At 31.3% G+C, this 26,004-nt stretch carries 27 protein-coding genes and 1 tRNA gene; 19 read left to right on the top strand and 9 right to left on the bottom strand.

Going from position 1 to position 26,004, the window contains the following annotated elements; genetic code table 11:
- Window positions 1–17 precede the first annotated feature (17 nt).
- Entirely contained in the window at window positions 18–659 is a 642-nt protein-coding gene (locus BC748_RS04915) for a PorT family protein (protein WP_133532355.1), read from the bottom strand.
- An 80-nt stretch (window positions 660–739) separates the two neighbouring features.
- On the opposite strand from BC748_RS04915, the gene BC748_RS04910 reads away from it, so the two are divergent.
- The gene (locus BC748_RS04910) at window positions 740–1,723 is read left to right on the top strand and encodes an SPFH domain-containing protein (RefSeq protein WP_246014004.1); all 984 of its coding nucleotides are present in this window, start codon (window positions 740–742) and stop codon (window positions 1,721–1,723) included.
- 28 nt (window positions 1,724–1,751) lie between these two features.
- On the opposite strand, the gene BC748_RS04905 is transcribed toward BC748_RS04910, so the two are convergent.
- The 4 genes from BC748_RS04905 to BC748_RS04890 all read right to left on the bottom strand — a co-directional run bounded on the left by BC748_RS04905 (window position 1,752) and on the right by BC748_RS04890 (window position 4,660).
- Window positions 1,752–2,006 carry a DUF6327 family protein gene (locus BC748_RS04905; RefSeq protein ID WP_133532353.1) on the bottom strand — a complete coding sequence of 85 codons (255 nt, stop codon included), beginning with the start codon at window positions 2,004–2,006 and terminating at the stop codon, window positions 1,752–1,754.
- Between the two features lie 3 nt (window positions 2,007–2,009).
- Entirely contained in the window at window positions 2,010–2,360 is a 351-nt protein-coding gene (locus tag BC748_RS04900; RefSeq protein ID WP_133532352.1) for a competence protein, read from the bottom strand.
- Window positions 2,360–2,689 carry a YtxH domain-containing protein gene (locus BC748_RS04895; protein WP_133532351.1) on the bottom strand — a complete coding sequence of 110 codons (330 nt, stop codon included), beginning with the start codon at window positions 2,687–2,689 and terminating at the stop codon, window positions 2,360–2,362. Before BC748_RS04895 ends, BC748_RS04900 begins: the two co-directional genes overlap by 1 nt.
- Before the next feature lie 285 nt (window positions 2,690–2,974).
- Window positions 2,975–4,660 (bottom strand): glutamine--tRNA ligase/YqeY domain fusion protein, encoded by a 1,686-nt coding sequence (locus BC748_RS04890; RefSeq protein ID WP_133532350.1) that lies wholly within the window; start codon window positions 4,658–4,660, stop codon window positions 2,975–2,977.
- Window positions 4,661–4,776: 116 nt separating this feature from the next.
- On the opposite strand from BC748_RS04890, the gene folB reads away from it, so the two are divergent.
- Both folB and BC748_RS04880 read left to right on the top strand, forming a co-directional pair.
- On the top strand, window positions 4,777–5,136 hold the full coding sequence (folB, locus tag BC748_RS04885) for a dihydroneopterin aldolase (protein WP_133532349.1): 360 nt from the start codon (window positions 4,777–4,779) through the stop codon (window positions 5,134–5,136).
- 60 nt (window positions 5,137–5,196) lie between these two features.
- Window positions 5,197–5,267: transfer RNA gene (locus BC748_RS04880), tRNA-Cys, on the top strand.
- An 802-nt stretch (window positions 5,268–6,069) separates the two neighbouring features.
- Here BC748_RS04880 and BC748_RS04875 read toward each other — a convergent pair.
- The 3 genes from BC748_RS04875 to rnr are packed head-to-tail and all read right to left on the bottom strand — an operon-like array spanning window position 6,070 to window position 9,708.
- Window positions 6,070–6,756 (bottom strand): LysE family translocator, encoded by a 687-nt coding sequence (locus BC748_RS04875; RefSeq protein ID WP_133532681.1) that lies wholly within the window; start codon window positions 6,754–6,756, stop codon window positions 6,070–6,072.
- Between the two features lie 51 nt (window positions 6,757–6,807).
- Window positions 6,808–7,473, bottom strand: coding sequence for a head GIN domain-containing protein (locus BC748_RS04870; protein ID WP_133532348.1), 666 nt, complete (start codon window positions 7,471–7,473; stop codon window positions 6,808–6,810).
- Between the two features lie 54 nt (window positions 7,474–7,527).
- On the bottom strand, window positions 7,528–9,708 hold the full coding sequence (gene rnr, locus BC748_RS04865; RefSeq protein ID WP_133532347.1) for a ribonuclease R: 2,181 nt from the start codon (window positions 9,706–9,708) through the stop codon (window positions 7,528–7,530).
- A gap of 111 nt (window positions 9,709–9,819) precedes the next feature.
- Between rnr and BC748_RS04860 the strand changes: the two genes are divergently transcribed.
- The 4 genes from BC748_RS04860 to BC748_RS04845 all read left to right on the top strand — a co-directional run bounded on the left by BC748_RS04860 (window position 9,820) and on the right by BC748_RS04845 (window position 14,491).
- On the top strand, window positions 9,820–10,053 hold the full coding sequence (locus tag BC748_RS04860; RefSeq protein ID WP_133532346.1) for a DUF2007 domain-containing protein: 234 nt from the start codon (window positions 9,820–9,822) through the stop codon (window positions 10,051–10,053).
- A gap of 637 nt (window positions 10,054–10,690) precedes the next feature.
- A complete protein-coding gene (gene rpiB / locus BC748_RS04855; protein WP_133532345.1) occupies window positions 10,691–11,122 on the top strand; it encodes a ribose 5-phosphate isomerase B in 432 nt (143 codons plus the stop codon).
- Between the two features lie 325 nt (window positions 11,123–11,447).
- Window positions 11,448–12,350 carry a cation diffusion facilitator family transporter gene (locus BC748_RS04850; RefSeq protein ID WP_133532344.1) on the top strand — a complete coding sequence of 301 codons (903 nt, stop codon included), beginning with the start codon at window positions 11,448–11,450 and terminating at the stop codon, window positions 12,348–12,350.
- A gap of 14 nt (window positions 12,351–12,364) precedes the next feature.
- Window positions 12,365–14,491: a Tex family protein gene (locus tag BC748_RS04845; protein ID WP_133532343.1), complete on the top strand. Its 2,127-nt coding sequence runs from the start codon at window positions 12,365–12,367 to the stop codon at window positions 14,489–14,491.
- Between the two features lie 74 nt (window positions 14,492–14,565).
- Here the strand turns inward: BC748_RS04845 and BC748_RS04840 are convergent, their stop codons facing one another.
- On the bottom strand, window positions 14,566–14,748 hold the full coding sequence (locus BC748_RS04840; protein WP_133532342.1) for a Sec-independent protein translocase subunit TatA/TatB: 183 nt from the start codon (window positions 14,746–14,748) through the stop codon (window positions 14,566–14,568).
- 170 nt (window positions 14,749–14,918) lie between these two features.
- Here BC748_RS04840 and BC748_RS04835 point away from each other — a divergent pair, with 170 nt between their 5' ends.
- The 12 genes from BC748_RS04835 (at window position 14,919) to BC748_RS04780 (ending at window position 26,004) form a co-directional block, all read left to right on the top strand.
- Window positions 14,919–15,788, top strand: coding sequence for a M23 family metallopeptidase (locus BC748_RS04835; protein WP_133532341.1), 870 nt, complete (start codon window positions 14,919–14,921; stop codon window positions 15,786–15,788).
- 1 nt (window position 15,789) lies between these two features.
- Window positions 15,790–16,155 (top strand): SdpI family protein, encoded by a 366-nt coding sequence (locus BC748_RS04830; RefSeq protein ID WP_133532340.1) that lies wholly within the window; start codon window positions 15,790–15,792, stop codon window positions 16,153–16,155.
- A gap of 4 nt (window positions 16,156–16,159) precedes the next feature.
- Window positions 16,160–17,644, top strand: coding sequence for a GH3 auxin-responsive promoter family protein (locus BC748_RS04825; RefSeq protein WP_133532339.1), 1,485 nt, complete (start codon window positions 16,160–16,162; stop codon window positions 17,642–17,644).
- 156 nt (window positions 17,645–17,800) lie between these two features.
- A complete protein-coding gene (locus tag BC748_RS04820) occupies window positions 17,801–18,679 on the top strand; it encodes a carboxypeptidase-like regulatory domain-containing protein (protein WP_133532338.1) in 879 nt (292 codons plus the stop codon).
- Window positions 18,679–19,545, top strand: a complete 867-nt coding sequence (locus tag BC748_RS04815) for a carboxypeptidase-like regulatory domain-containing protein (RefSeq protein WP_133532337.1) — start codon at window positions 18,679–18,681, stop codon at window positions 19,543–19,545. Before BC748_RS04820 ends, BC748_RS04815 begins: the two co-directional genes overlap by 1 nt.
- Before the next feature lie 42 nt (window positions 19,546–19,587).
- Window positions 19,588–21,279 carry a DUF6909 family protein gene (locus BC748_RS04810; RefSeq protein ID WP_133532336.1) on the top strand — a complete coding sequence of 564 codons (1,692 nt, stop codon included), beginning with the start codon at window positions 19,588–19,590 and terminating at the stop codon, window positions 21,277–21,279.
- Between the two features lie 3 nt (window positions 21,280–21,282).
- Window positions 21,283–22,263 carry a hypothetical protein gene (locus tag BC748_RS04805; RefSeq protein ID WP_133532335.1) on the top strand — a complete coding sequence of 327 codons (981 nt, stop codon included), beginning with the start codon at window positions 21,283–21,285 and terminating at the stop codon, window positions 22,261–22,263.
- The gene (gene rfbA / locus BC748_RS04800; protein WP_133532334.1) at window positions 22,263–23,120 is read left to right on the top strand and encodes a glucose-1-phosphate thymidylyltransferase RfbA; all 858 of its coding nucleotides are present in this window, start codon (window positions 22,263–22,265) and stop codon (window positions 23,118–23,120) included. Before BC748_RS04805 ends, rfbA begins: the two co-directional genes overlap by 1 nt.
- The gene (rfbC, locus tag BC748_RS04795) at window positions 23,121–23,672 is read left to right on the top strand and encodes a dTDP-4-dehydrorhamnose 3,5-epimerase (protein ID WP_133532333.1); all 552 of its coding nucleotides are present in this window, start codon (window positions 23,121–23,123) and stop codon (window positions 23,670–23,672) included.
- On the top strand, window positions 23,666–24,538 hold the full coding sequence (gene rfbD / locus BC748_RS04790) for a dTDP-4-dehydrorhamnose reductase (protein ID WP_133532332.1): 873 nt from the start codon (window positions 23,666–23,668) through the stop codon (window positions 24,536–24,538). Before rfbC ends, rfbD begins: the two co-directional genes overlap by 7 nt.
- Window positions 24,539–24,541: 3 nt before the next feature.
- Window positions 24,542–25,303 (top strand): class I SAM-dependent methyltransferase, encoded by a 762-nt coding sequence (locus tag BC748_RS04785; protein ID WP_133532331.1) that lies wholly within the window; start codon window positions 24,542–24,544, stop codon window positions 25,301–25,303.
- Window positions 25,291–26,004 carry a glycosyltransferase gene (locus BC748_RS04780; protein ID WP_133532330.1) on the top strand — a complete coding sequence of 238 codons (714 nt, stop codon included), beginning with the start codon at window positions 25,291–25,293 and terminating at the stop codon, window positions 26,002–26,004. The genes BC748_RS04785 and BC748_RS04780 overlap by 13 nt, the downstream gene beginning before the upstream one ends.

The raw sequence follows: 26,004 nt of genomic DNA, 5'->3' as shown, positions 1-26,004 counted from the left end.
GAAATTCAGGGCTTTTTTTATAAATTAAAAACTACTTGACCGTTAATTGTTCCCAAATTTCCTTTGAGTTCTCCATTATAAAATGGTTTTAACGCTTCGTCTTTATTAAGTTTATTCAAGATGTTGGTAAATCCATATTCATAGAAAACAACAGCTCTAACCGTTTTGCTTCCAGCGGAAACACCAAGGTAAAAGTGTCCGCTAAAAGTAGAAATATCCGTAATTTGTTGCGCTTGCAAGGTTGTTCCTTTTAAAATTCTGTTTTCGTCAGTCTCGGCAATTTTCATTTTTCCATTTATCTGCAAAATTGGACCAAAATCCAAAGAAACATGATCTTCAACGACATTATAACTCAATAATAATCGAACTTTTACACCTTGAAGATTGTATTTAATTTTTTGGCTACTTATAGACTCCAACGAAAAATTATTAGAAAAAAACTGCATTCCATAAATCATGCTCCAATTGTTATAATAATTTCCACGAACAGAAAGTCCGCCAGCAAAACCTATTTCCGGATTTGCCTTAAAATTGTCTGTAAATAAGGAAGTTTGGTTAACTCCAAGCGAAATTCCGATTCTATTTCCATCTCTGTAACCGTATTGTGCAAATCCTATTGAGGAAATCAACAATAAAAGAAGGCTAATTTTTTTCTTCATAAAATGATAACTGATAATTTGTAACAAACATAAGTTATTCTCGTATAATAAAAGTATTAACAACTTAATTTATAGAAATTATGCCAATTTTTTTTATTCTCCTTTTTATCGGACTGGTTTTACTTTTTTCTTCGTTCTTTACAGTAAAGCAACAAACTGCTGTAGTTATAGAACGTTTCGGGAAATTTACAAGTATTCGAAACTCAGGTTTACAGTTAAAAATTCCAGTTATTGATAGAATTGCAGGAAGAGTGAACCTTAGAATTCAACAACTAGATGTATTGATTGAAACCAAAACTAAAGATAACGTTTTTATCAAAATGAAAGTTTCGGTTCAGTTTAAAGTAATTCAAGACAAAGTTTATGAAGCTTTTTATAAATTAGAATATCCACATGATCAAATCACGGCTTATGTATTTGACGTAGTTCGTGCTGAAGTTCCTAAATTGATTTTGGATGATGTGTTTGTTAGAAAAGATGATATTGCTGTTGCTGTAAAACGCGAATTGAACGAAGCAATGGTATCGTATGGTTATGATATTATCAATACTTTGGTAACTGATATTGATCCAGATATTCAAGTAAAAAATGCGATGAATAGAATCAATGCTGCCGATAGAGAAAAAACAGCTGCTGAATTCGAAAGTGAAGCACAACGAATCAGAATTGTTGCCAAAGCGAAAGCGGAAGCGGAAAGTAAAAAACTTCAAGGTCAAGGTATTGCTGACCAAAGAAGAGAAATTGCTCGTGGATTAGTAGAAAGTGTTGAAGTTTTAAATTCAGTTGGAATCAATTCTCAAGAAGCTTCGGCATTAATCGTAGTGACGCAACATTACGATACATTACAAGCGATTGGAGCCGATACAAATTCTAATTTGATTTTATTACCAAACTCTCCACAAGCTGGAAGTGATATGTTAAACAACATGGTAGCCAGTTTCTCAGCAAGTAACCAAATTGGTGAAACGATGAAAAATCAACCAAAACGTGTTAAATCTAAAAACGATCACACTTCAACTGATTTTAATCCAAGTGATACTTCAAACCCTGAAGATGAAGTTTAATTCATTTTATTTCAATAAAAAAAGAGGCTTAATTGCCTCTTTTTCTGTTTATTAACCAATTTATTACATAAGGAATTAACATCTTGAAAATAGTACCATACGTTCCAGAAAATACCTTTTGATATAAATCGCCAACGAACGAAACGGATTTTGAAGGAACCAAACTCTCTTTAGTTTTATCAAAACTCAACTTCATTTTTTGATAATAAAGTTCTTTTTCGAGGTTTAGAATTTCCAAATCGCGTTCTATTTCGGCATAAGAAGAATATTTTTTTGTTTCCATAATTTAATCGTTAAAAAATATTTCAGAGAATTTTTCCAAAATTGGACCTTCAACAATTTTGTCTTTTACTAAAAATAAAAGTAATGCTAAGACCAAATATATTCCAGCAATAATCAGAAAACCAATTGAATAGCTATCCATCATTTCTCCTAATGCAATTGCTCCAGCGATAGAAATAAAGAGTAAAAAAATCATCAAACAAATGCTAATCAAGAAAAACTTGAGAATCATTGTTGTTGATTTCATTGCTACTTTAAAACCCCAAAGTTTATAGTATGAAATACTACTTTCTAAATAGGCTTTAGCATTTTCTTGAATGCTGTCAACATTTTCTTTTAGTTCTTCAAAAGCCATTATTTTTGAAGTTTAGCGTTTTGTTTTTTAAGCTCTGCTAGTTTTTCTTCCAAAAAAGTAATCGCTTCTTCGGCTTTATAACTTGATTGCGAAAGCAAACTTTCTACCGTTTCCTTCAATTCATCTTTAGATTGTGAAAACTTCTCTTTGGCTTCGTCTTCAAAAGAACCAAACTTAGATTTTACACCATCTTTCAAATCGTCAAAACTGTTTTTTATTTTATCTCTTGTATTTGAACCTTTATCGGGAGCAAACAAAATTCCAATTCCAACCCCAATTGCTGCACCAGCCAAAAGTGCCAAAATACTTTCACTACTTTTACTTGCCATAATTTCTATATTTTTAATTTTATTAAATATACGACAAAAAAATGGCAATTAGTGTTAATATCAGGTTAAAGAAACAAAAAACGTTTTTAAAGCGAAATAAAAGGAGTTTTTATAATTTATGTAAAAACACTTTAGCAATTTTTAAAAATGAATTAAAAACAAAATATGAAGGTCGTTTTTGATAATAAAAACTAATTAATTTTCAATTATTAATAACTTTTTATAATAATAGAAAAATACCGAAGTGTTTCAGGATTTTGATTAGTAAAACTTATAGTTTAATTTTTATTCTTTACTTTCCACTTTTGCCCAAGTGTCTCTCAAACCAACCGTTTTATTAAAAACTAAGTTGGAAGGAGATGAGTCTTTATCAACACAAAAATAACCTAAACGTTGAAATTGAAATTGGTCTAAATCTTTAGCCGATTGCAAACTTGGTTCCACATAACCAGTAATAATTTCTAAAGAATTTGGATTGATAAATTCTTTAAAGTCGATTTCTTTATTTCCATCCGGACTTTCATTAGAAAATAATCGGTCATAACTGCGAACTTCAGCAGAAATTGCATGATTAATAGAAACCCAATGAATTGTTCCTTTTACTTTTCTTTGAGAAGCTTCTGTTCCACTTCCGCTGCGAGAATCGGTATCATACGTACAGTGAATTTCGGTAATCGTTCCGTTTTCGTCTTTTATAACGCTTTCACCTTTAATGATATACGCATTTTTTAAACGTACTTCTGTACCTAAAGTTAAACGGAAAAATTTCTTGTTTGCTTCTTCCTGAAAATCTTCTCTTTCGATATATAATTCCTTAGAAAAAGGCACTTTTCTATACGTCATTACTTCTTCTTCCGGATTATTTTCGGCTTCAAGCCATTCTTCTTTTCCATCAGGATAATTGGTAATTACTAATTTCACTGGATTTAAAACTGCCATAACTCGTGGTGCAGTTTTATTCAATTCTTCGCGAACGCAAAACTCCAAAAGTGAAACATCAATCAAGTTGGTTCGTTTTGCAATACCAATAGTTTTAGCAAAATTACGAATTGCCATTGGCGGATAACCACGGCGACGCATTCCTGAAATGGTACTCATTCGCGGATCATCCCAACCGTTAACATGCTTTTCTTCAACTAATTGCAATAATTTTCGTTTAGAAACTACAGTATGAGAAAGGTTTCTTCGAGCAAATTCTCTTTGCTTTGGACGCACTTTTGTTTCGTCATAAACTTGGTCTAAAAACCAATCGTATAATTCTCTGTGAGGCAAAAATTCTAGTGTACAAAACGAGTGCGAAATTTGTTCCAAATAATCACTTTCGCCATGAGCCCAATCATACATTGGATAAATACACCAATCATTTCCTGTACGATGATGATGTTTTTTCAAAATACGATACATGATTGGATCACGCATCAACATATTGTTATGTGACATGTCAATTTTAGCACGAAGAATATGCGTTCCTTCTTCAAATTCGCCATTTTTCATGCGTTCAAAAAGGTCTAAATTCTCTTCAACCGAACGATTTCTGTAAGGTGAATCAGTTCCAACTTGCGTTGGCGTTCCTTTTTGTTTTGCCATTTCTTCAGAAGATTGACTATCAACATAGGCTTTACCTTTTTTGATAAACTCAACAGCCCAATCGTATAATTGTTGAAAATAGTCGGAAGCATAACATTCGTTTGCCCATTGATAACCCAACCATTCAATGTCTTTTTTGATAGCATCAACATATTCCTGTTCTTCCTTTGCTGGATTGGTGTCGTCAAAACGTAAATTTACTGGCGACTGATAATCAATTCCTAATCCAAAATTTAAACAAATTGCACTTGCATGACCAACGTGTAAATAACCGTTTGGTTCTGGCGGAAAACGAAAACGAAGCTTATCTTTTGATAAACCATTTTTTAAATCTTCCTCGATAATTTGTTCTAAGAAATTCAGTGATTTTTCTTCTGTTGACATAGATATTTTGTAATTTTAGCAAAGATAAAAAAGTTTGGAGTTTTCGGTTTACAGTTTATAGTTTTCTTTTATAAACTTGCAACTGAGACTGAAAACTGAGACTGAAAACAAAAAATATGGGAACAATAAAATTACAAAATATAAGAACTTTTTCATTTCACGGTTGTTTGGTAGAAGAGGCAAAGATAGGTTCTGACTATCGAGTTGATTTGGAAATTAAAACTGATTTGAGGAAATCTTCTTTATCAGATGAGTTAAAAGATACGGTTGATTATGTGCTTCTAAATAGGATAGTGGAAGAAGAAATGGCAATTCGCTCTAAATTATTAGAACATGTTGCACATCGAATTATAAAAAGGATTTTTGATGAAATTCCATCTGTTTCTAGAATTTTGTTAGCTGTTTCAAAGTTAAATCCACCAATTGGCGGCGATGTTGAAGCGGTTACAATTGAAATGGAAGAATACAGGAATTAATTTTTTAATTTTTAATTATTAATTATCAATTGTTTTCTATATTTGCAATCCAATAAAAACGGCATCGTGGCCGAGCGGCTAGGCACCGGTCTGCAAAACCGTATACTCCGGTTCGAATCCGGACGATGCCTCAAAAAGAGATACAGAAATGTGTCTCTTTTTTTTGTTCTAAATTTTTAGAAAAAATTAATTAAAGATATGTTCGAATCCGTCCCGAAGCTTCGGGAGATGCCTCAAAAAGAGATACAGAAATGTGTCTCTTTTTTTTGTTCTAAATTTTTAGAAAAAATTAATTAAAGTGATGTTCGAATCCGTCCCGAAGCTTCGGGAGATGCCTTAAGAAGAGATACAGAAATGTGTCTCTTTTTTTTTGTTCTAAATTTTTAGAAAAAATTAATTAAAGATATGTTCGAATCCGTCCCGAAGCTTCGGGAGATGCCTTAAGAAGAGATACAGAAATGTGTCTCTTTTTTTTTGTTCTAAATTTTTAGAAAAAATTAATTAAAGATATGTTCGAATCCGTCCCGAAGCTTCGGGAGATGCCTTAAGAAGAGATACAGAAATGTGTCTCTTTTTTTTTTCTAAATTTTTAGAAAAAATTAATTAAAGTTATGTTCGAATCCGTCCTGAAGTTTCGGCAGATGCTTAAAAACCTTCTAAGAAATTAGGAGTTTTTTTATTTTAAATTTTTAGAAAAATTAATTAAAGATAAGATAGAATCCGTTCTGAAGTTTCGGGAGATGCTTCAATAAGAGATACAAAAAAATGTTTATTTTTTGCTTTTAATTTTTGGAAAAAATTAATTAAAACCTAGTATTTAAAGCAAACTTGTCATTCCGACGAAGGAGGAATCTCATTACATTAGTTTGTATTGCTTTATATTATGTGATTTCTCCTAACGTCGAAATGACAAGATCAGTGAAAAAAACTATTTTATTTCTTCTCTTCTAATTGTTCAAAAGCAGAATTTACAATCTTTCTTTCTTTTGGAAACCAAGCTTGTGATAATAAAACTACTCCACAAATAATCAAAACAATACTGATAAATTTTTTGATTAAAAGGATATTTTTTGGGTTGAGTTTATTACGTAATTGTTTAGCTGCTATAATTTTAAAAATATCTGTTATGAAATAAACAATAATTAATGTAGAGAAAAAAGTAATCATTCGAGATGGTTTTAACTCTAATTGTGGACCAATGGTAATTAAAATAGCGAGCCAAAAACCCAATACACCGATATTAATAAAATTAAGAAAAAAACCTTTTATGAAAAGTGATAAATAATTGGTTTTTGCTAATTCTTTTGGGTCAATTTCATCTAAGCTTTTCTTAGATTCCTTTTTGTTTTTTACAAAGGAAATAATTCCATAAGTAAGCATAACTAATCCACCAAAAATGAATAATGCAGGATCATCTTTTATACTTTGAATTAATCGATAACTACTAAAAAAAGCAATAAGAATAAAAACAACATCTGCTAAAACAACACCTAAATCAAAAAAAATAGCAGCTCTAAATCCTTTGATGACACTAGTTTCAAGTAATACAAAAAACACTGGTCCAATCATAAAACTTAGAAAAAAACCAAGTGGAATGGCAGATAAAATATCGTTTAAAATCATGTTTGTTTTTTTGACAATGCAATTTAGAATTAATTTTTAAAACTATTTCTATTTTGCTTCTGTAATATTTCCGCCGGCAACAACTTTTTGATTGATTTGTTTTGGTTTACCGTAAATCGTAATATCGCCACCTGCTCGAACTTTTGCATCAACAAAATCGGTTGCAAAAATATCTGCTTCACCACCAGCATTTGCGGTAATAGTAGTTTGATTTGTCTTTAAATCTTTACCTTCATAAATTCCTCCAGAATTGGCTAAAACATCCTGATTTACAGCATTTCCTGTGACTTCAATTTTTGAACCGTTCGCCACTCTTGCGGTTAATTTTTGAACATCAAGTTTCAATTTTACTTCTGAACCTTCTTTTACTTTTATGTCGAATGCTACGGTTTTTATTTCATCGCCACAGGCAATTCTTGAACCTTCATTAGCTTCAACTGCATCGATATTTTTATAATAAAGCGTTACCGAAATATCATCGCCTTTTAGCATTTTACTCAATGGCATTCTTATTTTTAATTCACCATTTTTATTTACAAATTCCACTTCGTTTGCTCCTTTTCCATCGATTACAGCTTTATTTTCATTGCTTTTAACCAATAAAACATCTATCTGATCAAATGAAGTTACTTTAGTAAAATCACCTACATTTTTTTCTGTTTGTCCAAATGCTATTGAACTGAATACTAATAAACTATAAATTATTTTTTTCATAAATTTTAAATTTTATAAAACACTTCGACTGCGCTCAGTATGACAAAAATATACCTATTCATTTCTTCTAATAAAGTGAAAATCCAACTGTTTTTTAACCAAATCAGCAGTTTTTACTTTTACATAAACTTCATCTCCAAGTTGTAGTAAACCTTTAGAAACTTGTCCAACCAATGCGTATTGCTTTTCATCAAAAACATAATAATCTTCTTTTATTTCACGAATTCTAACCATTCCTTCGCATTTGTTTTCGATAATTTCTACATAAATTCCCCATTCGGTTACACCTGAAATTACGCCTAAAAATTCCTGGTCTTTGTGATCTTGCATGTATTTTACTTGCATGTATTTTACAGAATCTCGTTCGGCTTGAGCTGCTAAACCTTCCATATTACTGGAATGTTCACATTTTTCTTCAAAGATTTCAGCATCGGCAGATTTTCCTCCATCTAAATAAAATTGCAATAATCTATGAACCATTACATCTGGATATCTTCGAATTGGCGATGTAAAATGACTGTAATAATCAAAAGCTAATCCATAATGACCAATATTTTCAGTTGAATATTTTGCTTTACTCATACTTCGAATGGTTAACGTATCGACTAAATTTTGTTCTTTTTTACCATTTACTTCATTCAATAAATTGTTTAATGATTTTGAAATATCTTGTTTGGATTTCATATTAATGGAATAACCAAATTTCGAAATAACTGTTTGCAAGTTTATCAATTTATCTTCATTTGGTTCATCGTGAATTCTATACACAAAAGTCTTCTTTTGTTTCCCTATAAATTCGGCCACTTTTCGATTGGCTAAAAGCATAAATTCTTCAATCAAATGATTAGCATCTTTGGAAACTTTAAAGAAAACGCCAACAGGTTCAGCTTCTTCATTTAAATTGAATTTTACTTCTACTTTATCAAACGAAATTGCGCCAGCTGCCATTCTTTTTCTACGAAGAATTTTAGCTAATTCGTCTAATTTTAAAGTTGCTTCAACGATTGGTTTTGGAACTTGATATTCCTTTCCGGTAAGAGAAATTTCAGCCGGAATTATATCGGATTTAGTTTCAATAATTTGCTGTGCTTCTTCATAAGCAAATCGTTGATCAGAATAAATTATTGTTCGACCAAACCATTGATTGACAACTTCTGCTTTTGGAGTTAATTCAAAAATAGCTGAAAATGTATATTTTTCTTCATGTGGACGAAGTGAACAAGCAAAATTTGATAAAACTTCCGGTAACATTGGAACAACTCTATCCACTAAATATACTGAAGTTGCTCTGTTATACGCTTCATTATCCAAAATTGTTCCTTCTTGTAAATAATGAGAAACATCAGCAATATGAACACCAATTTCAAAATTTCCGTTGTCTAAAACTTGAAACGATAATGCATCATCAAAATCTTTTGCATCTTTTGGATCAATGGTAAATGTCAAAACATCGCGCATATCTCGACGTTTTGCTATTTCTTGTTCGGTTATCGAAGTATCGAGTTTATTGGCATAAGCATCAACTTCAATCGGAAAATCATACGGTAAACCATATTCGGCTAAAATTGCATGAATTTCAGTGTTATGTTCTCCTGGTTTTCCTAGAACTTTAATCACGGAACCAAAAGGAGAGTCGGCTTTTGCTGGCCAATCTTCTAGTTTTACTAATACAACATCACCGTGTTGAGCATCGGCTAATTTATTTTTTGGAATAAAAATATCTGTGTACATTTTAGCATTGGCAGTCGTGACAAATCCAAAATTCTTTTGAATATCAATAACGCCAACAAATTCTTCTTTGGCACGCTCTAAAATTTCTAAAACTTCAGCTTCAGGTTTTCTAGAACTTCTTCTATCATAAACATAAGCTTTAACGGTATCGCCATCCAAAGCATGATTTAAATTTACAAACGGAACAAAAACATCGTTTTCTAATTCATCACAAACAAAATAACCTGCTTTTCGGCTGGTCATATCAATTTTACCTTCGTAGTATTTTTGATTTGTTGCTTTAACTAAATATTTTCCTGGCTCGGACTCAATAATCAGTTTTTGAGCTGCAAGAATTTTTAAATCCTTAATTATTTCATTTCTACTTTTAGTATCATCCAATTCAAGAATAGCAGCTATTTGTTTATAATTGAATGGCTTATTGGCATTTTTTGATAGTATTTTAAATATCTTTTCGGAAAATGTTTTTACATTTTTTCCAAATTTTTTAGGTTTCTTACTCATTGTATCTCTTCTATTAATGCTGAAAATTACGAAATAGTAATTAGTAATTAGTATTTAGTGATTAGTTTTAATTAAAAAATAACATTTATTACCTTTATAAAAAATCATAAAATGACAGATTTTATAACGATTGCTATATTTAATTTTCCTCAAGAAATTGTAGTTCTGAAATCTGTTTTAGAAAACGAAGGTATTGTTCATTACTTCGAAAATGAAACGATTGTTTCTGTTGATCCATTTGCTAGTTTAGCATTTGGCGGGATTAAACTTAAAGTTCATCCAAACGATAAAGAAATAGTTCAAACTATTTTGGATAACTTGAATAATAATTTAAAAATCGTTTAAATTTTAAAAGTTGTCAACATATATTAAAAACAACAAAAAAGAATTTTAAAATTTTTAAAAAATATGATGGTTATTATAGCGTGTTAATAGTTACAATAACTTTTTATTGAAAATCACTTTTTAAAAGTTTTCTATACTTATACAGAGAAATTAACAATGTAAAGAAATTGTAAAGTTCTAAAAATGAATTAAAATTTAGAATTTATTAACAGTTGTTAACATCTAAAAAACGACTAAAATTGCTGATAAGTTTAATTGTTAGTTTCTGTTGAAAACTTAGTTTTAAATGCTGATAAATTTTCTAAAAAAAAACGAAACTAAATTTGATTTTTTGATTCCAATTTTTGATTAGAAAAAAAAGAAATACAACCTAAAAAAACTTCTAATTTTCTATCCAAAGTTGTTAACAATTGATGTTAAATTAAAGTTAACTGATTATCAAGGATTTGCAAAACACTATCAACATATCATAATTTTAACATTTATATTGTATTTTTTTTAATGATTATCAGATAGTTATATATTTTTAATAATGATATAATTTCTTTATCTTTTAAAAATCAAGTAGTTGTAATAAACTAAAAAATCAAGCAATAGATTCCGTAAATTTGTACTCAATAACTACATACAACTTACTATGAAAATCTCCATTGGAAACGATCACGCTGGACCAGATTATAAAAAAGCAATTGTTGATTATTTACAAACTAAAGGATACGAAATTTTAAATCACGGAACTAATACTTTTGATAGCGTTGATTATCCAGATTTTGGACATCCTGTTGCTATTGACGTTGAAACCAGAAAAGCTGATTTTGGAATTGTAATTTGTGGTTCGGGAAATGGGATTGCTATGACTGCCAATAAACACCAAGGAATTCGAGCAGCACTTTGTTGGACAAAAGAAATTGCAGCCTTAGCTCGTCAGCACAATAATGCAAATATCATAAGTATTCCAGCACGATTTACTTCTATTCCTCAAGCGGTAGAAATGGTTGATACTTTTTTAAATACCGATTTTGAAGGTGGAAGACACGCAAATAGAGTTGATAAAATAGCTTGTGTTTAGATGGAATTTTCTATAAAAAATATTGAAGAACAAATTATTGTAAGCAGAAAAATTGCTTTACTAACTTTTATTACAGGAAGTTTAATTTTGTTATTATATTATTTTACACGCTATCATGGTGTAATTTATTTAAGCTTATTATTTCTTGTATGTGCGGTTTTTGTAAATACTTTTTTTTCCTACTTACTCTTATATGGTCTCTATAAAAAAAGAAACTTTAAAAAACCAATTTTAGTTTCCCTCTTTTTGATGATATTAAATATTCCAGTTGGTATAGTGTATATGAATATTGGTTTTACAATTTATAATTTGATTACAAGCAATAATGTCTGAAGTTCATATTCATAAACACGAAGTAAAAGGGAGAAACTTAGTTTATTCCATTTTACTCAACTTAGTCATTACTCTAGCTCAAATTATTGGCGGAATTCTATCGGGAAGTTTGGCTTTAATTTCAGATGCTTTACACAATTTTAGTGATGTATTGACTTTAGTTTTCAGTTTGTATGCTAATAAACTATCCAAACGAAAAGCTTCTTTAAATCATACTTTTGGATACAAACGTGCTGAACTTATAGCTGCTTTTGTAAACGCTTCAACGCTGATTATTGTGGCGCTGTTTCTTATTTATGGTGCAATAGAGCGTTTTGTTGAGCCTAAAATTATCGAATCTAATTTAGTAATTTGGTTGTCACTTTTAGGAATTATTGTAAATGGATTTTCCGCTTTATTACTAAAAAAAGATGCCGAACACAACCTTAATATGAAATCGGCTTACTTTCATTTATTTACCGATATGATGGCTTCTGTTGCTGTTTTAATCGGAGGATTGTTGATGAAATTTTTCGGTTGGTTTTGGGTTGATAGTGTAATGACAATTTTAATTGCAATTTATTTGATAGTAGTTGGTATCGATTTAATCAAATCATCCACCAAAATTTTAATGCTTTTTACACCAGATCATATTGATATCAAAGCACTTGTTCGCGAGGTTCATAAAATAGAAGGCGTAAATAAGTTACACCACATTCATATTTGGAATTTAAACGATGACGAATTGCATCTCGAAGCGCATCTGGATTGTTCCGAAGACATAAAAATGAGCGAATTCAATGTTCTTTTGGATAAAATTGAACAAGTTTTATTCACACAATTCCATATCAATCACATCAATATTCAACCTGAGTATAAAAAAGAAGACCCAAAAAATTTTATTGTTCAGGATTAATTTAAATTGTACAAATGACTAACATTCAATATATAAAATCTGTAATCAGTACAACAGATAAAAACATCGAAGCAACGCTAAAATTATTATCAGAAGATTGCACTATTCCGTTTATTTCTCGTTACCGAAAAGACCAAACGGGTAATTTAGACGAAGTTATAATTGAGCAAATTGCTAAGCTTTCAAAACAATTTGACGAAATTATAAAACGAAAAGAAAGCGTTTTAAAATCCATAGAAGAACAAGGACAACTATCGGCTGAATTAAAATTTAAAATCGAAAAAAGCTTTGATTTACAGGAAATTGAAGATTTGTATTTGCCTTATAAAAAGAAGAAAAAAACAAAAGCGGATGTTGCTCGCGAGAATGGATTGGAACCTTTGGCAAAAATTATCATGTCACAATCAAATGAAAATATTGATTTTATTGCCTCAAAATATTTAAATAAAAACGTTGCAAACGAAGACGAAGCACTTCAAGGAGCAAGAGACATTATTGCTGAATGGATTAACGAAAATATTTTTATCAGAAAAAATTTGAGACGAATTTTCCAACGAAAAGCTGTTATTGAAACTAAAGTGGTAAAAAAGAAAGCCGAAGAAGAAAACGCTCAAAAATTCAAACAATATTTCGATTGGGCTGAACCAATTTCAAAAGCACCATCACATCGATTATTAGCTATGTTGCGTGCCGAAGCCGAAGGTTTTGTTAAACTAAATGTTGAAATAGAAAAAGAAGAAGCTATTGATTTCATTGAAGAAAATGTTATAAAAAATGCTCGTTCCGAATCAAAACCACATTTAGAAATGGCTATAAACGATAGCTATAAACGATTGCTTGAACCTGCTATTTCTAACGAAACGTTACAAGAAGCTAAAGCCAAAGCCGATAAAACCGCAATTGACGTTTTTACCAATAATTTAGGTCAATTATTACTTGCGCTACCATTAGGCGAAAAGCGAATTTTAGCAATCGATCCAGGTTTTCGAAGTGGTTGTAAAGTGGTTTGTCTCGATGAAAAAGGCGATTTGTTATACAACGAAACCATTTATCCGCATCAGCCACAAAATGAAACTGCGATGGCTATGAAAAAGATAAAATCGATGGTCAACGCATACAACATTGAAGCCATTTCTATCGGAAACGGAACAGCTTCTCGCGAAACTGAATTTTTCATCAAAAAAATTGCATTTGATAAGCCAGTTCAGGTTTTTGTAGTTTCCGAAGCTGGAGCATCAGTGTATTCAGCAAGTAAAATTGCACGTGATGAATTTCCAAATTATGACGTAACGGTTCGTGGTTCAGTTTCTATTGGAAGACGACTTTCTGATCCTTTGGCAGAATTGGTAAAAATCGACCCAAAATCCATCGGAGTTGGACAATATCAGCACGATGTTGACCAAACTAAACTGAAAGAAGAATTAGATAATACCGTTGTTCGTTGCGTGAATTCGGTTGGAATAAATATCAATACTGCGAGTAAATCGTTGTTGAGCTACGTTTCTGGAATAGGCGAGAAGATGGCAGAAAATATCGTGGCATATCGTTCGGAAAACGGACCATTTGAAGACCGAAAACAAATCAAAAAAGTGCCAAGATTAGGCGAAAAAGCGTTTCAGCAAGCCGCAGCTTTCATCCGAATAAAAGACGGAAAAAATCCGTTAGACAATTCAGCTGTTCATCCCGAAGCGTATGGAATTGTGGAAAAAATGGCAAAAGATTTAGGATTAAAAAACAACGAATTAATTGCCAACAAAGAAAAAATAGCTTTAATAAAACCCGAAAATTACATCACCAACGATATTGGAATTTTGGGAATAAAAGACATTCTGAAAGAACTCGAAAAACCAGGATTAGATCCAAGAAAAGCCGCCAAAATTTTCGAATTTGATGCTAACGTAAAAACAATTAAAGACGTTCGTTCTGGTATGATTTTGCCAGGAATTGTCAATAACATTACAGCATTTGGTTGTTTTGTCGATATCGGAATTAAAGAAAGTGGATTGGTACACATTTCACAACTTAAAGAAGGATTTGTTTCCGATGTAAACGAAGTGGTGAAATTACACCAACACGTTCAAGTAAAAGTCGTTGAGGTTGATGAAGAAAGAAAGCGAATTCAGCTGACAATGATACTTTAATAGGTAAAAAAAACAAAATTCCAAATCCCAATAACTTATTGGAATTTGGAATTTTTTAAATTAGAATTTTCTATTTATTTAGTTTCTTCTTCTTTTTTAGAATTTGCAGGTTGTTTGTCTTCACCTTTAGAAGCATCTTTGAATTCTTTAATTCCAGTTCCTAAACCTTTCATTAATTCTGGAATTTTTTTACCTCCAAAAAGCAACAAAACAATTGCTAGGATTATTAGTATTTCGGTCATGCCAATTCTTCCCATGATATAAATTTTTAAGCTTTCGCTGATTCTTTTTATAAATAACGAAGCAAAGGTAAAAAGAAAATGAATGTTTTTCTCTTAAAACTATAATAAATATGCTTAAAGTTCGTTTAAAGTATAAAACTAGTACTGAAGTTAATTTTCTATATTTGTAAAACAATACTAAAAACATGTCTGAAAAAAGACTGAAACGAAAAATCATCAAGAAAAAATTATTCACAAAAAACCGTTTGGTTATTTTGAATGAAGATACATTTGAAGAAATTTTTTCGTTGCGATTGACCTTGATGAATGTTTTTGTAGTGGCAACAGTTGGCGCTTTATTGATAATTTTTGTAACCACGTTTATCATTGCTTTTACACCACTTCGCGAATATATTCCAGGATATGCTTCATCAAAATTGAAAAAAGATGCTACTGAATTAGCGCTAAAATCCGACTCGCTATCAAAAGCATTGCAGAAAAACGAAGCTTATATCGCATCAATAAAAAAGATTTTGACTGGCGATTTAGAGTATGCAAAATTTAGTAAAGATTCTTTACTAATTGAAGAATCTGAACCCGTTTCAGAAGACGATTTAAAACCATCAGATGAAGAACTAAAACTCCGAGAAACAGTAGCAAGAGAAGATAAATACAATCTTTTCGAAAAAGCAAAGCCAAAGGTTAGTACTGTTTTGTTTCCGCCAGCCAAAGGAAGTATTACCGAAAAATTTAATGCTAAAAACAAACATTTTGCTATAGATGTAGCTTTAGCAAAAAACACACCGATAAAAGCAACACTAAACGGAACCGTAATTTTTGCCGATTGGACACCAACAACCGGAAACGTGGTTATCATTCGTCATAACAACGGATTTATTTCGGTTTATAAACACGCAGCATCTTTAACCGCTAGTCAAGGTGATGCAGTTAGAACAGGCGAAGTTATTGCGCTTGCTGGTTCAACCGGAAGCGAATCAACCGGAATTCATTTGCATTTTGAGTTGTGGAAAGACGGTTTTCCAATTGACCCAAGTATTTTTATAGAATTTGAATAGTATGGAAGCAATTTTAACTTATATAATTGAAAATTTATTTTTTATGCCTTTTTTAATCGGTATTGTATTTTTCATTACGGCTTTCATTACACTAAGATTTCCACCCAAAAAAATAAACGATTTTTATGGTTATCGAACAGGAAATTCAATGAGAAACCAACAAGTTTGGAATTTCTCCCAAAAATATTCTTCCATTAAAATGCTACAAAGCGCACTGTTTTTGGTTGCTATTTCATTTTTAGGAATGGTGTTTCATCCTGATGAAAAAGTTCAGTTAATCGTTGGAATTGGATTATCAATTCTAGTTTGTGTTTATATATTTTACACTACCGAAAAAGCCATCAAAAAGAATTTCCCAAATCTTTAAAATTATGTCGATTAAGTCATTTGCAGCCCAATTATTTGCCAAACATATTCATAAAAAAACCCAAGCTTGGGCAAATAATCCTGTGGAAACGCAACAAAAAGTTTTCCAGGAATTAATTTTTCAAGCAAAAGATACCGTTTTTGGAAAAGACCATCATTTTTCTGAAATCAAAAACTTTGAAGACTTTGCAAAGCAAGTTCCAATAAGAGATTACGAAGAACTTCGACCTTATGTGGATAGAATGGTTAAAGGCGAAGAAAATATCCTTTGGAAAGGAAAACCAATTTATTTTGCCAAAACCTCAGGAACAACATCGGGAGCAAAATACATTCCGCTGACCAAAGAATCAATGCCTTTTCATATTCAAGCAGCACGAAATGCTATTTTAAGTTACATATACGAAACAGGAAAAGCCGATTTTGTTGACGGTAAAATGATTTTCCTCCAAGGAAGTCCAATTCTCGAAGATAAAAACGGAATTAAACTCGGGCGACTTTCGGGAATTGTAGCTCATTTTGTTCCAAAATACCTTCAAAAAAACCGAATGCCAAGCTGGGAAACCAACTGCATAGAAGATTGGGAAACCAAAGTCGATGCCATTGTTGAAGAAACGTTCAACGAAGATATGAGCGTCATTTCGGGAATTCCGTCTTGGGTGCAAATGTATTTTGAAAAATTAGAACAAAAAGGAGGAAAACCTGTTGGCGAAATTTTCAAAAACTTCAATTTGTTCATTTACGGTGGCGTAAATTATGAACCTTATCGCGCCAAATTTGAAAAACTTATCGGGCGAAAAGTCGATTCTATAGAACTTTTTCCAGCTTCCGAAGGATTTTTTGCTTACCAAGATTTACAATCAGAAAAAGGAATGTTATTGCTTTTAAATTCAGGAATTTTCTACGAATTTGTAAAATCAGAAGAATTTTTCACCGAAAATCCAAAACGTTATACCATTGGCGAAGTTGAACTTGGCGTAAACTACGTTTTATTGCTTTCCACCAACGCCGGACTTTGGGCTTACAACATCGGCGATACCGTTCAATTCACGAGTTTGAAACCTTACAGAGTGATTGTTTCGGGCAGAATCAAGCATTACATTTCGGCATTTGGCGAGCACGTTATCGGAAAAGAAGTCGAAACCGCGCTCAAAGAAGCGATGGAAAATACAACCATTAGCGTAAACGAATTTACCGTTGCGCCACAAATTGCACCAAATTCAGGTTTGCCGTATCACGAATGGTTTATCGAATTTGAAAACACTCCCGAAAATATGGACGAATTTGCCTTGAAAATCGACAATGCCATGCGAAAACAAAACGTTTATTATGACGATTTAATCGTTGGAAAAGTGTTGCGAACACTTGTGATTACTAAAGTTACAAAAAACGGCTTCCAAGAGTACATGAAATCCATTGGTAAACTCGGCGGACAAAATAAATTACCAAGATTGAGCAACGACAGAAAAATTGCAGATTTTTTTACTAATTAGAAGCGAAAAGCTCGGGCATTTTTGCCAACCATTTTCCCGCTTTTCGCAGTATCTTTTTGTCACATCGTGGCATCCCGAAGTTTCGGGAGAGATGCAAATCGTCAAAAGACAAAAAGGATACTTGCTTCAATCAGGGCTAAAAAAGAAACAAAAGGAATGAAAATAAACATTTTTATAGTATTATTTTTTCTAAAAACAATTTGGCTTTCCGCTCAATCCAAAGGCATTGTCGTTGACGAAAACAACCTACCAATTCCTTATGTCAACATTTGGGTTGAAGGTGAAAACATTGGAACAACATCTCAAGAAGATGGAACATTCATTATAAATTGTACCGAAGAAAAGATTTTGGTTTTTTCAGCAATTGGTTACGAAAATCAAAAAACAGCTTTAAATAAAACAAATCAAATCGTTTTAAAATCTAAAACACTTTCATTAAATGAAGTAGTTATAACAACTTTAAAAAACTCGAAAGAACTTGAAATTGGCAGTGCTAAAAAAATTCATCACACTCAATTATCAGGAAATAAACCTTGGATTTATGCAAAGTTATTTCCATTCGAAGAAATCTATGATGAAACGCCTTTTATAAAAAAAATTATCTTTTTTTCAAACAGTGAAAAAAATAACGCCAAACTAAAGATTAGGTTTTTTCAACTCGAAGATTCTATTCCAACAAATGATTTAACGGATGAAGATATTATTGTCACAGTCAAAAAAGGAATGAGAAAAAACGTGATAGATATTTCTAAATACAAATTAAGAATACCTAAAAATGGAGTTCTAGTTGGATTAGAATGGCTAATTATTCCAGAGAATTTTTATGAGTTTAAATACAAAGACGGCAAAACTAAAAAGATGATAGTAGCGCCTAATTATGCACCATCTTTGGTTATTAATTACAGTGATGAGCTAAATTCCTTTACCTATTCAAGTGGAATGTGGAGAAGAGCAAGAAAATATAAGCTCAATAATGATAGACCTTGGGATAACAAAATAATGACACCAGCAATTAATCTAATACTAACTAACTAATGAGGACTTTTCTGGTTTTATTGATATTTTCATCATCATTAATAGCCCAAACCAAAGGGATTATCGTTGACGAAAATAACCTACCAATTCCTTATGTTAACATTTGGGTTGAAGGCGAAAACATTGGAACAACTTCCGAAGAAGACGGAACATTCACTATTGATAGTAATGATGGAAACAAGAATTTAATTTTTTCCATTTTGGGTTTTGAGAAAAAAATACTAAAACTTTCCGATTCTAAAAAAGTGATATTACAATCACAAACCAACGAACTCAACGAAATAGTTATTGTCAACAAAAAAGAAACTAAAGAAAAAGAGATTGGTCAAGTTGAAAACTCCATACTACAAGCTTTTGAAAACGGACCGAAAATTGACGTTAAATATTTTCCCTACAATCCAAAATATAAAAGCACACGATATATCAAACAAGTTAGAATTTTAACCGATAGTAAACTCGAAACAGCCACATTAAAAATTCATTTTTATGGCGTGGACGAAAACGGATTACCGGGAGAAAAACTCTTGAAGAAAGACTTCATCGTTTCCATCAAAAAAGGCGGAAGAAACAATAAAATCAATGTTTCCAACTTCAATTTGGCAATGCCAAAAACTGGAATTTTTGTAGGTTTTGAAAAGCTAATGATTGAAAGCAATAAAGAAGAAAAAACCACAACAGATCCAAATACTAAAGTAACCACAACTAAGCGAACCTATTATCCATTGTTGCTTTATAACTATATTGACCGAGATTTTATCTACACGTTTTCGGGTGGAAAATGGATAAAAGAAACAACAAAAACGGAAGGATTACCAAGGAAAATCAATGCTTATCAACCAGCAATTAACCTTATCCTAACCAATTAAACACTAAAATCAGTATATTTGCAGGTTAGAAAAAATAAATTAATGAAGGAAATTAAGAACATTTCGCGCTCACGAGCGCAAGAGTCGTCAGCAGCTATTGAACGACTGTACATTACTATGAGACATTTATTCAACAGAGGTTTTTATAAACCAATGGGTGTTTCGGGTGAAACTTTGAGAGAAGCATTGCTTTCTCTTCGACCAGAAATTTATGGAAGCATTGCCGAAGAAAAAGTAGAACTTAACGGTTTGCTTTATGTTATCGAACGACTTCCAGTTGGCATTGAAGAATGTCGTTACATCAATTTAACTTCAGACGAAGGTTATTCAAAATCCCATTTTCAAGCAATTGTTCCGCCAAAAAGAAGACGTAATTGTTATCGAATTGACGAAGAGCAAATGAATGTTGAAATCACTCGCGGACGTTCGGATATTTATGATATTTTGACGCATTTGACTTTTATTTTCATCGAATCGCACAAAATTAAAGATAGAGTTTTATTAGACGATATTGAAGTTGAGGTAACTCGAGATTGGCAAAAATTAGAGCAAGCCGTTCTTCAAAATAAAAAGCTTTCACAAAAAGAAAAAGAAATTGCAATTTCTCATGCTGCTAATGTTTTAGGAAGAAGTTTTTCGGAAGTTTTGGACATTTATGACGCATTTGGAACAGCAGAAAAGCCAGATCGATTTTTACATGTAGTTTATTGGTTAGGAAAAATTGCTATTGAAGAAATTGTAGATAACAACAAACGAACAATTACGTTTAGTCCAATTTTAAGAGAACGTTTAGGACATCATATTCATGGTGAAATTTGGGCGCATTCAATAAAAAATAAGCTAAAAGACAACAATTTACTCGAAAGACCAATTCATATCATTAGCGCTAATATGCATAGTGTTATGAATTCAGTTTTTGCGCCAAGTGTTTTAGCTTCAAAATATAAAGGAAAAGAAGAATATCAGATTTATGAAGATTTAAGCGCTTCAGCCAACAAAGATTTACGAAAAAAAGTAGAAGATTTTGCTTTGCTTCATGGAATGATTTCAATGCCAGACGAATCGGGAACAAATATTGATGTTCAGATATTTGACACAGCAAAATTCGATTGGAAAAAAACTGCTTTTCCATCAGCAAAAATTGGAAAATTAGCTCCAGTTTTAATCGTTATGGATTATGCATTTGGAGAACAAGCTTTTGAAACTATCGATGAATTGTTAAAACCTTTCAAAGATGGAAAAAACAGAACGTTTTTAAATGTAGAATCGGTTTCAATCATGGGTAAAGCAGGAATTCTTGAAGGTGGAAAAGGTGACATTATGATACCATCTGCGCACATCAATGAAGGAACAGCTGATAATTATCCGTTTGAAAATGAATTGACTGCAGCAATGTTTGAAGGACATGATATACCCGTTTTTGCTGGACCTATGGTTACAGTTCTTGGAACATCGCTTCAAAATAAAGATTTATTGAAGTTTTTCCATGAATCAACTTGGGAAGTTATTGGTCTTGAAATGGAAGGTGCATATTATCAAAAAGCCATTCAGTCAGCGTCAAAAATCAGAAAAAGTATTCCACAAGATGTTAAAGTTCGTTATGCGTATTATGCATCTGATAATCCGTTGGAAACAGGAAGTACGTTGGCTTCTGGAGGTTTAGGAACAACAGGTGTAAAACCTACCTATTTGATTACAATTAAAATCTTAGAACAAATCTTTAATAACAAATAAACCATGAGTAATAACACCCAAAACAATGATAATCAAGAAATTGATTTATCCCAAGTTTCAAAAAAAATTGGCGATTTTTTTGAAGGTATTGCAACCAATATTTTTAAGGTAATTCTTTTTTTTAAAAGAAATATTATTTGGGTTTCAATTTTATTTATTTTAGGTGCAGGACTTGGTTTTTATATGGATAAAAACACTAAAGTTTATGATCATCAAATAATTGTTCAACCTAATTTTGGGAGCATTGATTATTTGTATGCAAAAATTGAATTAATTAACTCAAAAATTGCTGATAATGATACTGTTTTTCTTAAAGAAGTAGTTGGGATAAAAGACTCGAAAAAATTCAAAAAAATTGAAATCACTCCGATTACTGATGTTTACAAGTTTATTGAAAATAAAAGTCAAAATTTTGAGCTTTTAAAATTAATGGCTGAAGATGGAGATTTAAAGAAAATTTTAAATGAAAATATGACAAGTAAAAATTACCCATATCATTTAATTAATTTCAGAACGTCCAATGAAACAAATTATGAAAAAACGGTAAACCCAATTTTAAATTATTTGAACACTTCTGAATATTATTCCTTAATACAAAAAGAGTTTGTTAATAATATAAAAATTAAAATGGTTGAGAATGATTCTATAATTAATCAGATTAATGGTTTTTTAAATTCATTTTCAAACACAGTAAACGGCTCTCAAAAAAGTGACAAATTAGTATACTATAACGAAAATTCTCAATTGAATGATGTAATTAAAACTAAAGAAGAATTAGTTGGAGCTCAAGGATACCATAGGATTGAGTTAGTAAATCTCGATAAAATTGTTAAAAGTAATGGTGAAGTAATCAATATAAAAAACAACAAAAATACTAACGGGAAAATGAAATTAGTTTTACCTGTTTTATTCGTTTTCTTATTTGTTTTGTTTGGATTATTTAGATCTTTTTACAAAAAACAGCAAGCTAAATTAAATAGTTAATGAAAGGAATAATATTAGCTGGCGGTTCAGGAACGCGTTTGCATCCGTTGACTTTAGCGGTTAGCAAGCAGTTGATGCCAATTTATGACAAACCAATGATTTACTATCCATTATCAACCTTGATTTGGTCAGGAATCAGAGAGATTTTGATAATTTCTACACCACATGATTTACCATTATTTAGACAATTGCTTGGCGATGGTTCTAACCTAGGTTGTCGATTTGAATATGCGGTTCAAGAACTTCCAAATGGTTTGGCAGAAGCGTTTATTATTGGTAAAGAATTTATTGGAAATGATAAAGTAGCCTTGGTTTTAGGCGATAATATTTTTTACGGAACAGGACTATCCGATTTATTATTGGCAAATAACAATCCTGATGGTGGAATTATTTATGCTTATCATGTTCACGATCCTGAACGATATGGTGTAGTTGATTTTGATGATAATGGAAATGTTTTATCTATCGAAGAAAAACCAGAAACGCCAAAGTCAAATTATGCAGTTCCAGGAATCTATTTTTATGATAATGATGTAGTTGAAATTGCTGCTAATATAAAACCAAGTCATCGTGGTGAACTTGAAATTACCGATATTAACAAAGAATACCTTCGTCGCGGAAAATTAAAAGTAAGTATTTTAGATAGAGGAACAGCTTGGCTTGACACTGGAACATTTAATTCACTTATGCAAGCCAGTCAGTTTGTTCAAGTAATAGAAGAACGCCAAGGATTAAAAATTGGAGCCATTGAAGAAGCTGCTTTCAAAATGGGTTTCATCGATGCCGAACAATTAAAAAAATTAGCCCAACCACTATTAAAAAGTGGTTATGGAAATCACTTATTAAGTTTAATATAAATGAATTTTGTTCCAACAAAATTAGCAGGTTGTTATGTTATAGAGCCAAAAATTATTCTTGATGAACGAGGTTATTTCATGGAAAGTTTCAATGAAAAAACGTTTCAAAAAGGAGTAGAAAAAGCGGTTCATTTTGTTCAAGACAATCAATCGTTTTCAACAAAGGGCGTTTTACGCGGATTGCATTATCAAACTGGCGAACATGCGCAAGCCAAATTAGTTCGAGTGTTACAAGGTGAAGTTTTAGATGTAGCTGTTGATATTCGCCCTGGTTCACCAACATTTGGTCAATATGAAGCTGTGCTTTTATCGGATGAAAATAAAAAGCAATTTTTTGTTCCAAGAGGTTTTGCTCATGGATTTTTGGTTTTAAGTGAAACCGCAACTTTTTTCTATAAATGTGATAATTTTTATAACAAAGAAAGTGAAGGCGGAATAGCTTATAACGATAAAACTATCAATATTGATTGGCAATTTTCATTTGAAAATTTGATAATTTCCGAGAAAGATAAAGTACAACCAAATCTAGAAAACGCCAAAAAAGCATGGTAGTTTTAGTTACAGGAAGTTCGGGACAATTAGGTCAAAGTTTGCAGTTTATTGCACCAAATTATCCGCAAATAGACTTTGTTTTTTGTGATTCAAAAACTCTAGATATTACTAGTTTAGAGAATTGTGAAACTATTTTTTCAAATTATAAACCAGACTTTTGTATTAATGCAGCAGCGTATACTGCGGTTGACAAAGCCGAAAACGAACCTGAAAAAGCTTTTGCAACCAATGTAACGGGTGCAAAAAACTTAGCTGAGGTTTCAAAGAAATTCGATACTATTTTACTTCATATTTCTACTGATTTTGTGTTTGATGGAAATAAAAAAACTCCATACCTTGAGCAGGATTTACCCAATCCAACTGGAGTTTATGGACAAACTAAATTGGATGGAGAAAAAGCAATCCAACAAGTTTTGGAGAAACATTTTATAATTAGAACATCATGGGTTTATTCACAATTTGGGAATAATTTTATGAAAACAATGTTGCGTTTAGCTTCAGAAAAAGATACAATTTCAGTTGTAAACGACCAAATAGGTTCACCAACAAATGCAGTTGATTTAGCAGAAATAGTAATAAAATTAGTTACTGAACACTCAAAACTGTCCCGAAGCTTCGGGACTGAACACTTTTATGGAATTTATAATTTCTCTAACGAAGGACAATGTTCTTGGTATGATTTTGCCAAAAAAATATTTGAAATTAATAATATAAGTATAAATTTACTTCCTATACCTACATCAAGTTTTCCAACACCAGCAAAACGACCGAGTTTTAGTGTTTTAGATAAAACGAAGATTAAAAAGGTATTTGGAATAGAAATCAACAATTGGGATAATTCAATTGAAATACATAAAGACAATTAAACTATGGATTTATCAGAGTTTTCAAGACTGGAAGACAAAGCCAATTATCAAAGACATCCATGGGAAACGTCTAGAAAAAATGTTTTACATACCTTTTTAAAACAAGCAAAAATTAAATTTCCAATAGACCGAATAGTAGATATTGGAAGTGGTGATGCTTATGTAATTCACACATTGGTTGAAAAAGGTTTAGCAAGAGAATATTACGCTATTGATACCGCTTACACTCCAGAAGTTGTAGCACAGTTGAAGAAAAACAACAATAATAGTAAGGTAGTTTATTTTCAAAATTTGAGAGAATATCTAAGTACAGTAACTTCTGAAAAGCCAACATTATTTCTTTGTATGGATGTTTTAGAACATCTTGAAGATGAAAAAATTATTTTGGATGATTTGAACAAAGAGAGTAATGACAATTACTATTTCTTTGCAGTTCCGGCATTTCAATCCGTTTTTTCTAGTCATGATGTTTTGCTAGGACACTACAGACGATATACTTTAAACCAATTAAAATCAGTACTCAATCACAACCAATTTAAGATTATTGATAAAGGCTATTATTTTACTTCGTTACTTATTTTTAGAAATTTAGATAAATGGTTAAAAAAAGATAAGAAAGAATCGATAGACAATTGGGACGCTGGAAAATTTAAAACCGGTTTAATTAATACCATGCTAACTGTTGATTTTAAAATAAGTTTATTGTTAAAGAAAATAGGAATAACAGTTCCAGGACTTTCGTGTTATTGTTTATGCAAAAAGTAGCCATTATCATTCCTTGTTATAACGAAGCAAAACGACTTGACTATAAAAATGTAGAGCAGTTGATTTTGAATTCTGATATGAATATTTTTTTTGCTAATGATGGAAGCAAAGACAATACGGTTGAAGTAATCAATTCTATTATCACCAAACATTCTAATCGATGTTTTTTAATTGATTTTAAAGAAAACTCAGGAAAAGCAAACACGATTTATAAATCAATTAATCAAATAAATCAAGAAGGAGAATATGATTTTATTGGTTATTTTGATGCTGATTTTTCAACACCTGCAATTGAAATTATTAGGTTAGTGGATGAATTGGAAAAGCGAAAATGTCAATTTTTAATGGGTTCAAGAATATTGTTATTAAACTCAGGAATTAAAAGAAAATACCACAGACACATCATCGGAAGAATAATAATTACGTTAATCAATTTTAAATTTAAACTTGGAATTTACGACACGCAATGTGGTTCAAAATTATTCTCTAAAACAATAATTCCAAAAGCTTTTGACAAACCATTTTACACCTCTTGGTTATTTGATGTAGAAATTTTTATCCGATTACAAAAGCAAAATTTATTAATTCATGGAATTGAAACACCAGTTTATAATTGGAAAGATGTTGATGGTTCAAAATTGGGTTGGAAAACAGGATTTAAAATTTTAAAAGAGCTTTATTTATTAAATAAAAAATATTGA

The organism is Flavobacterium dankookense (assembly GCF_004362665.1).
Classification (GTDB): Bacteria; Bacteroidota; Bacteroidia; order Flavobacteriales; family Flavobacteriaceae; genus Flavobacterium; species Flavobacterium dankookense.
The sequence above is the reverse complement of the archived record's forward strand: the minus strand, read 5'-3'. Positions and strand labels throughout refer to the sequence as shown.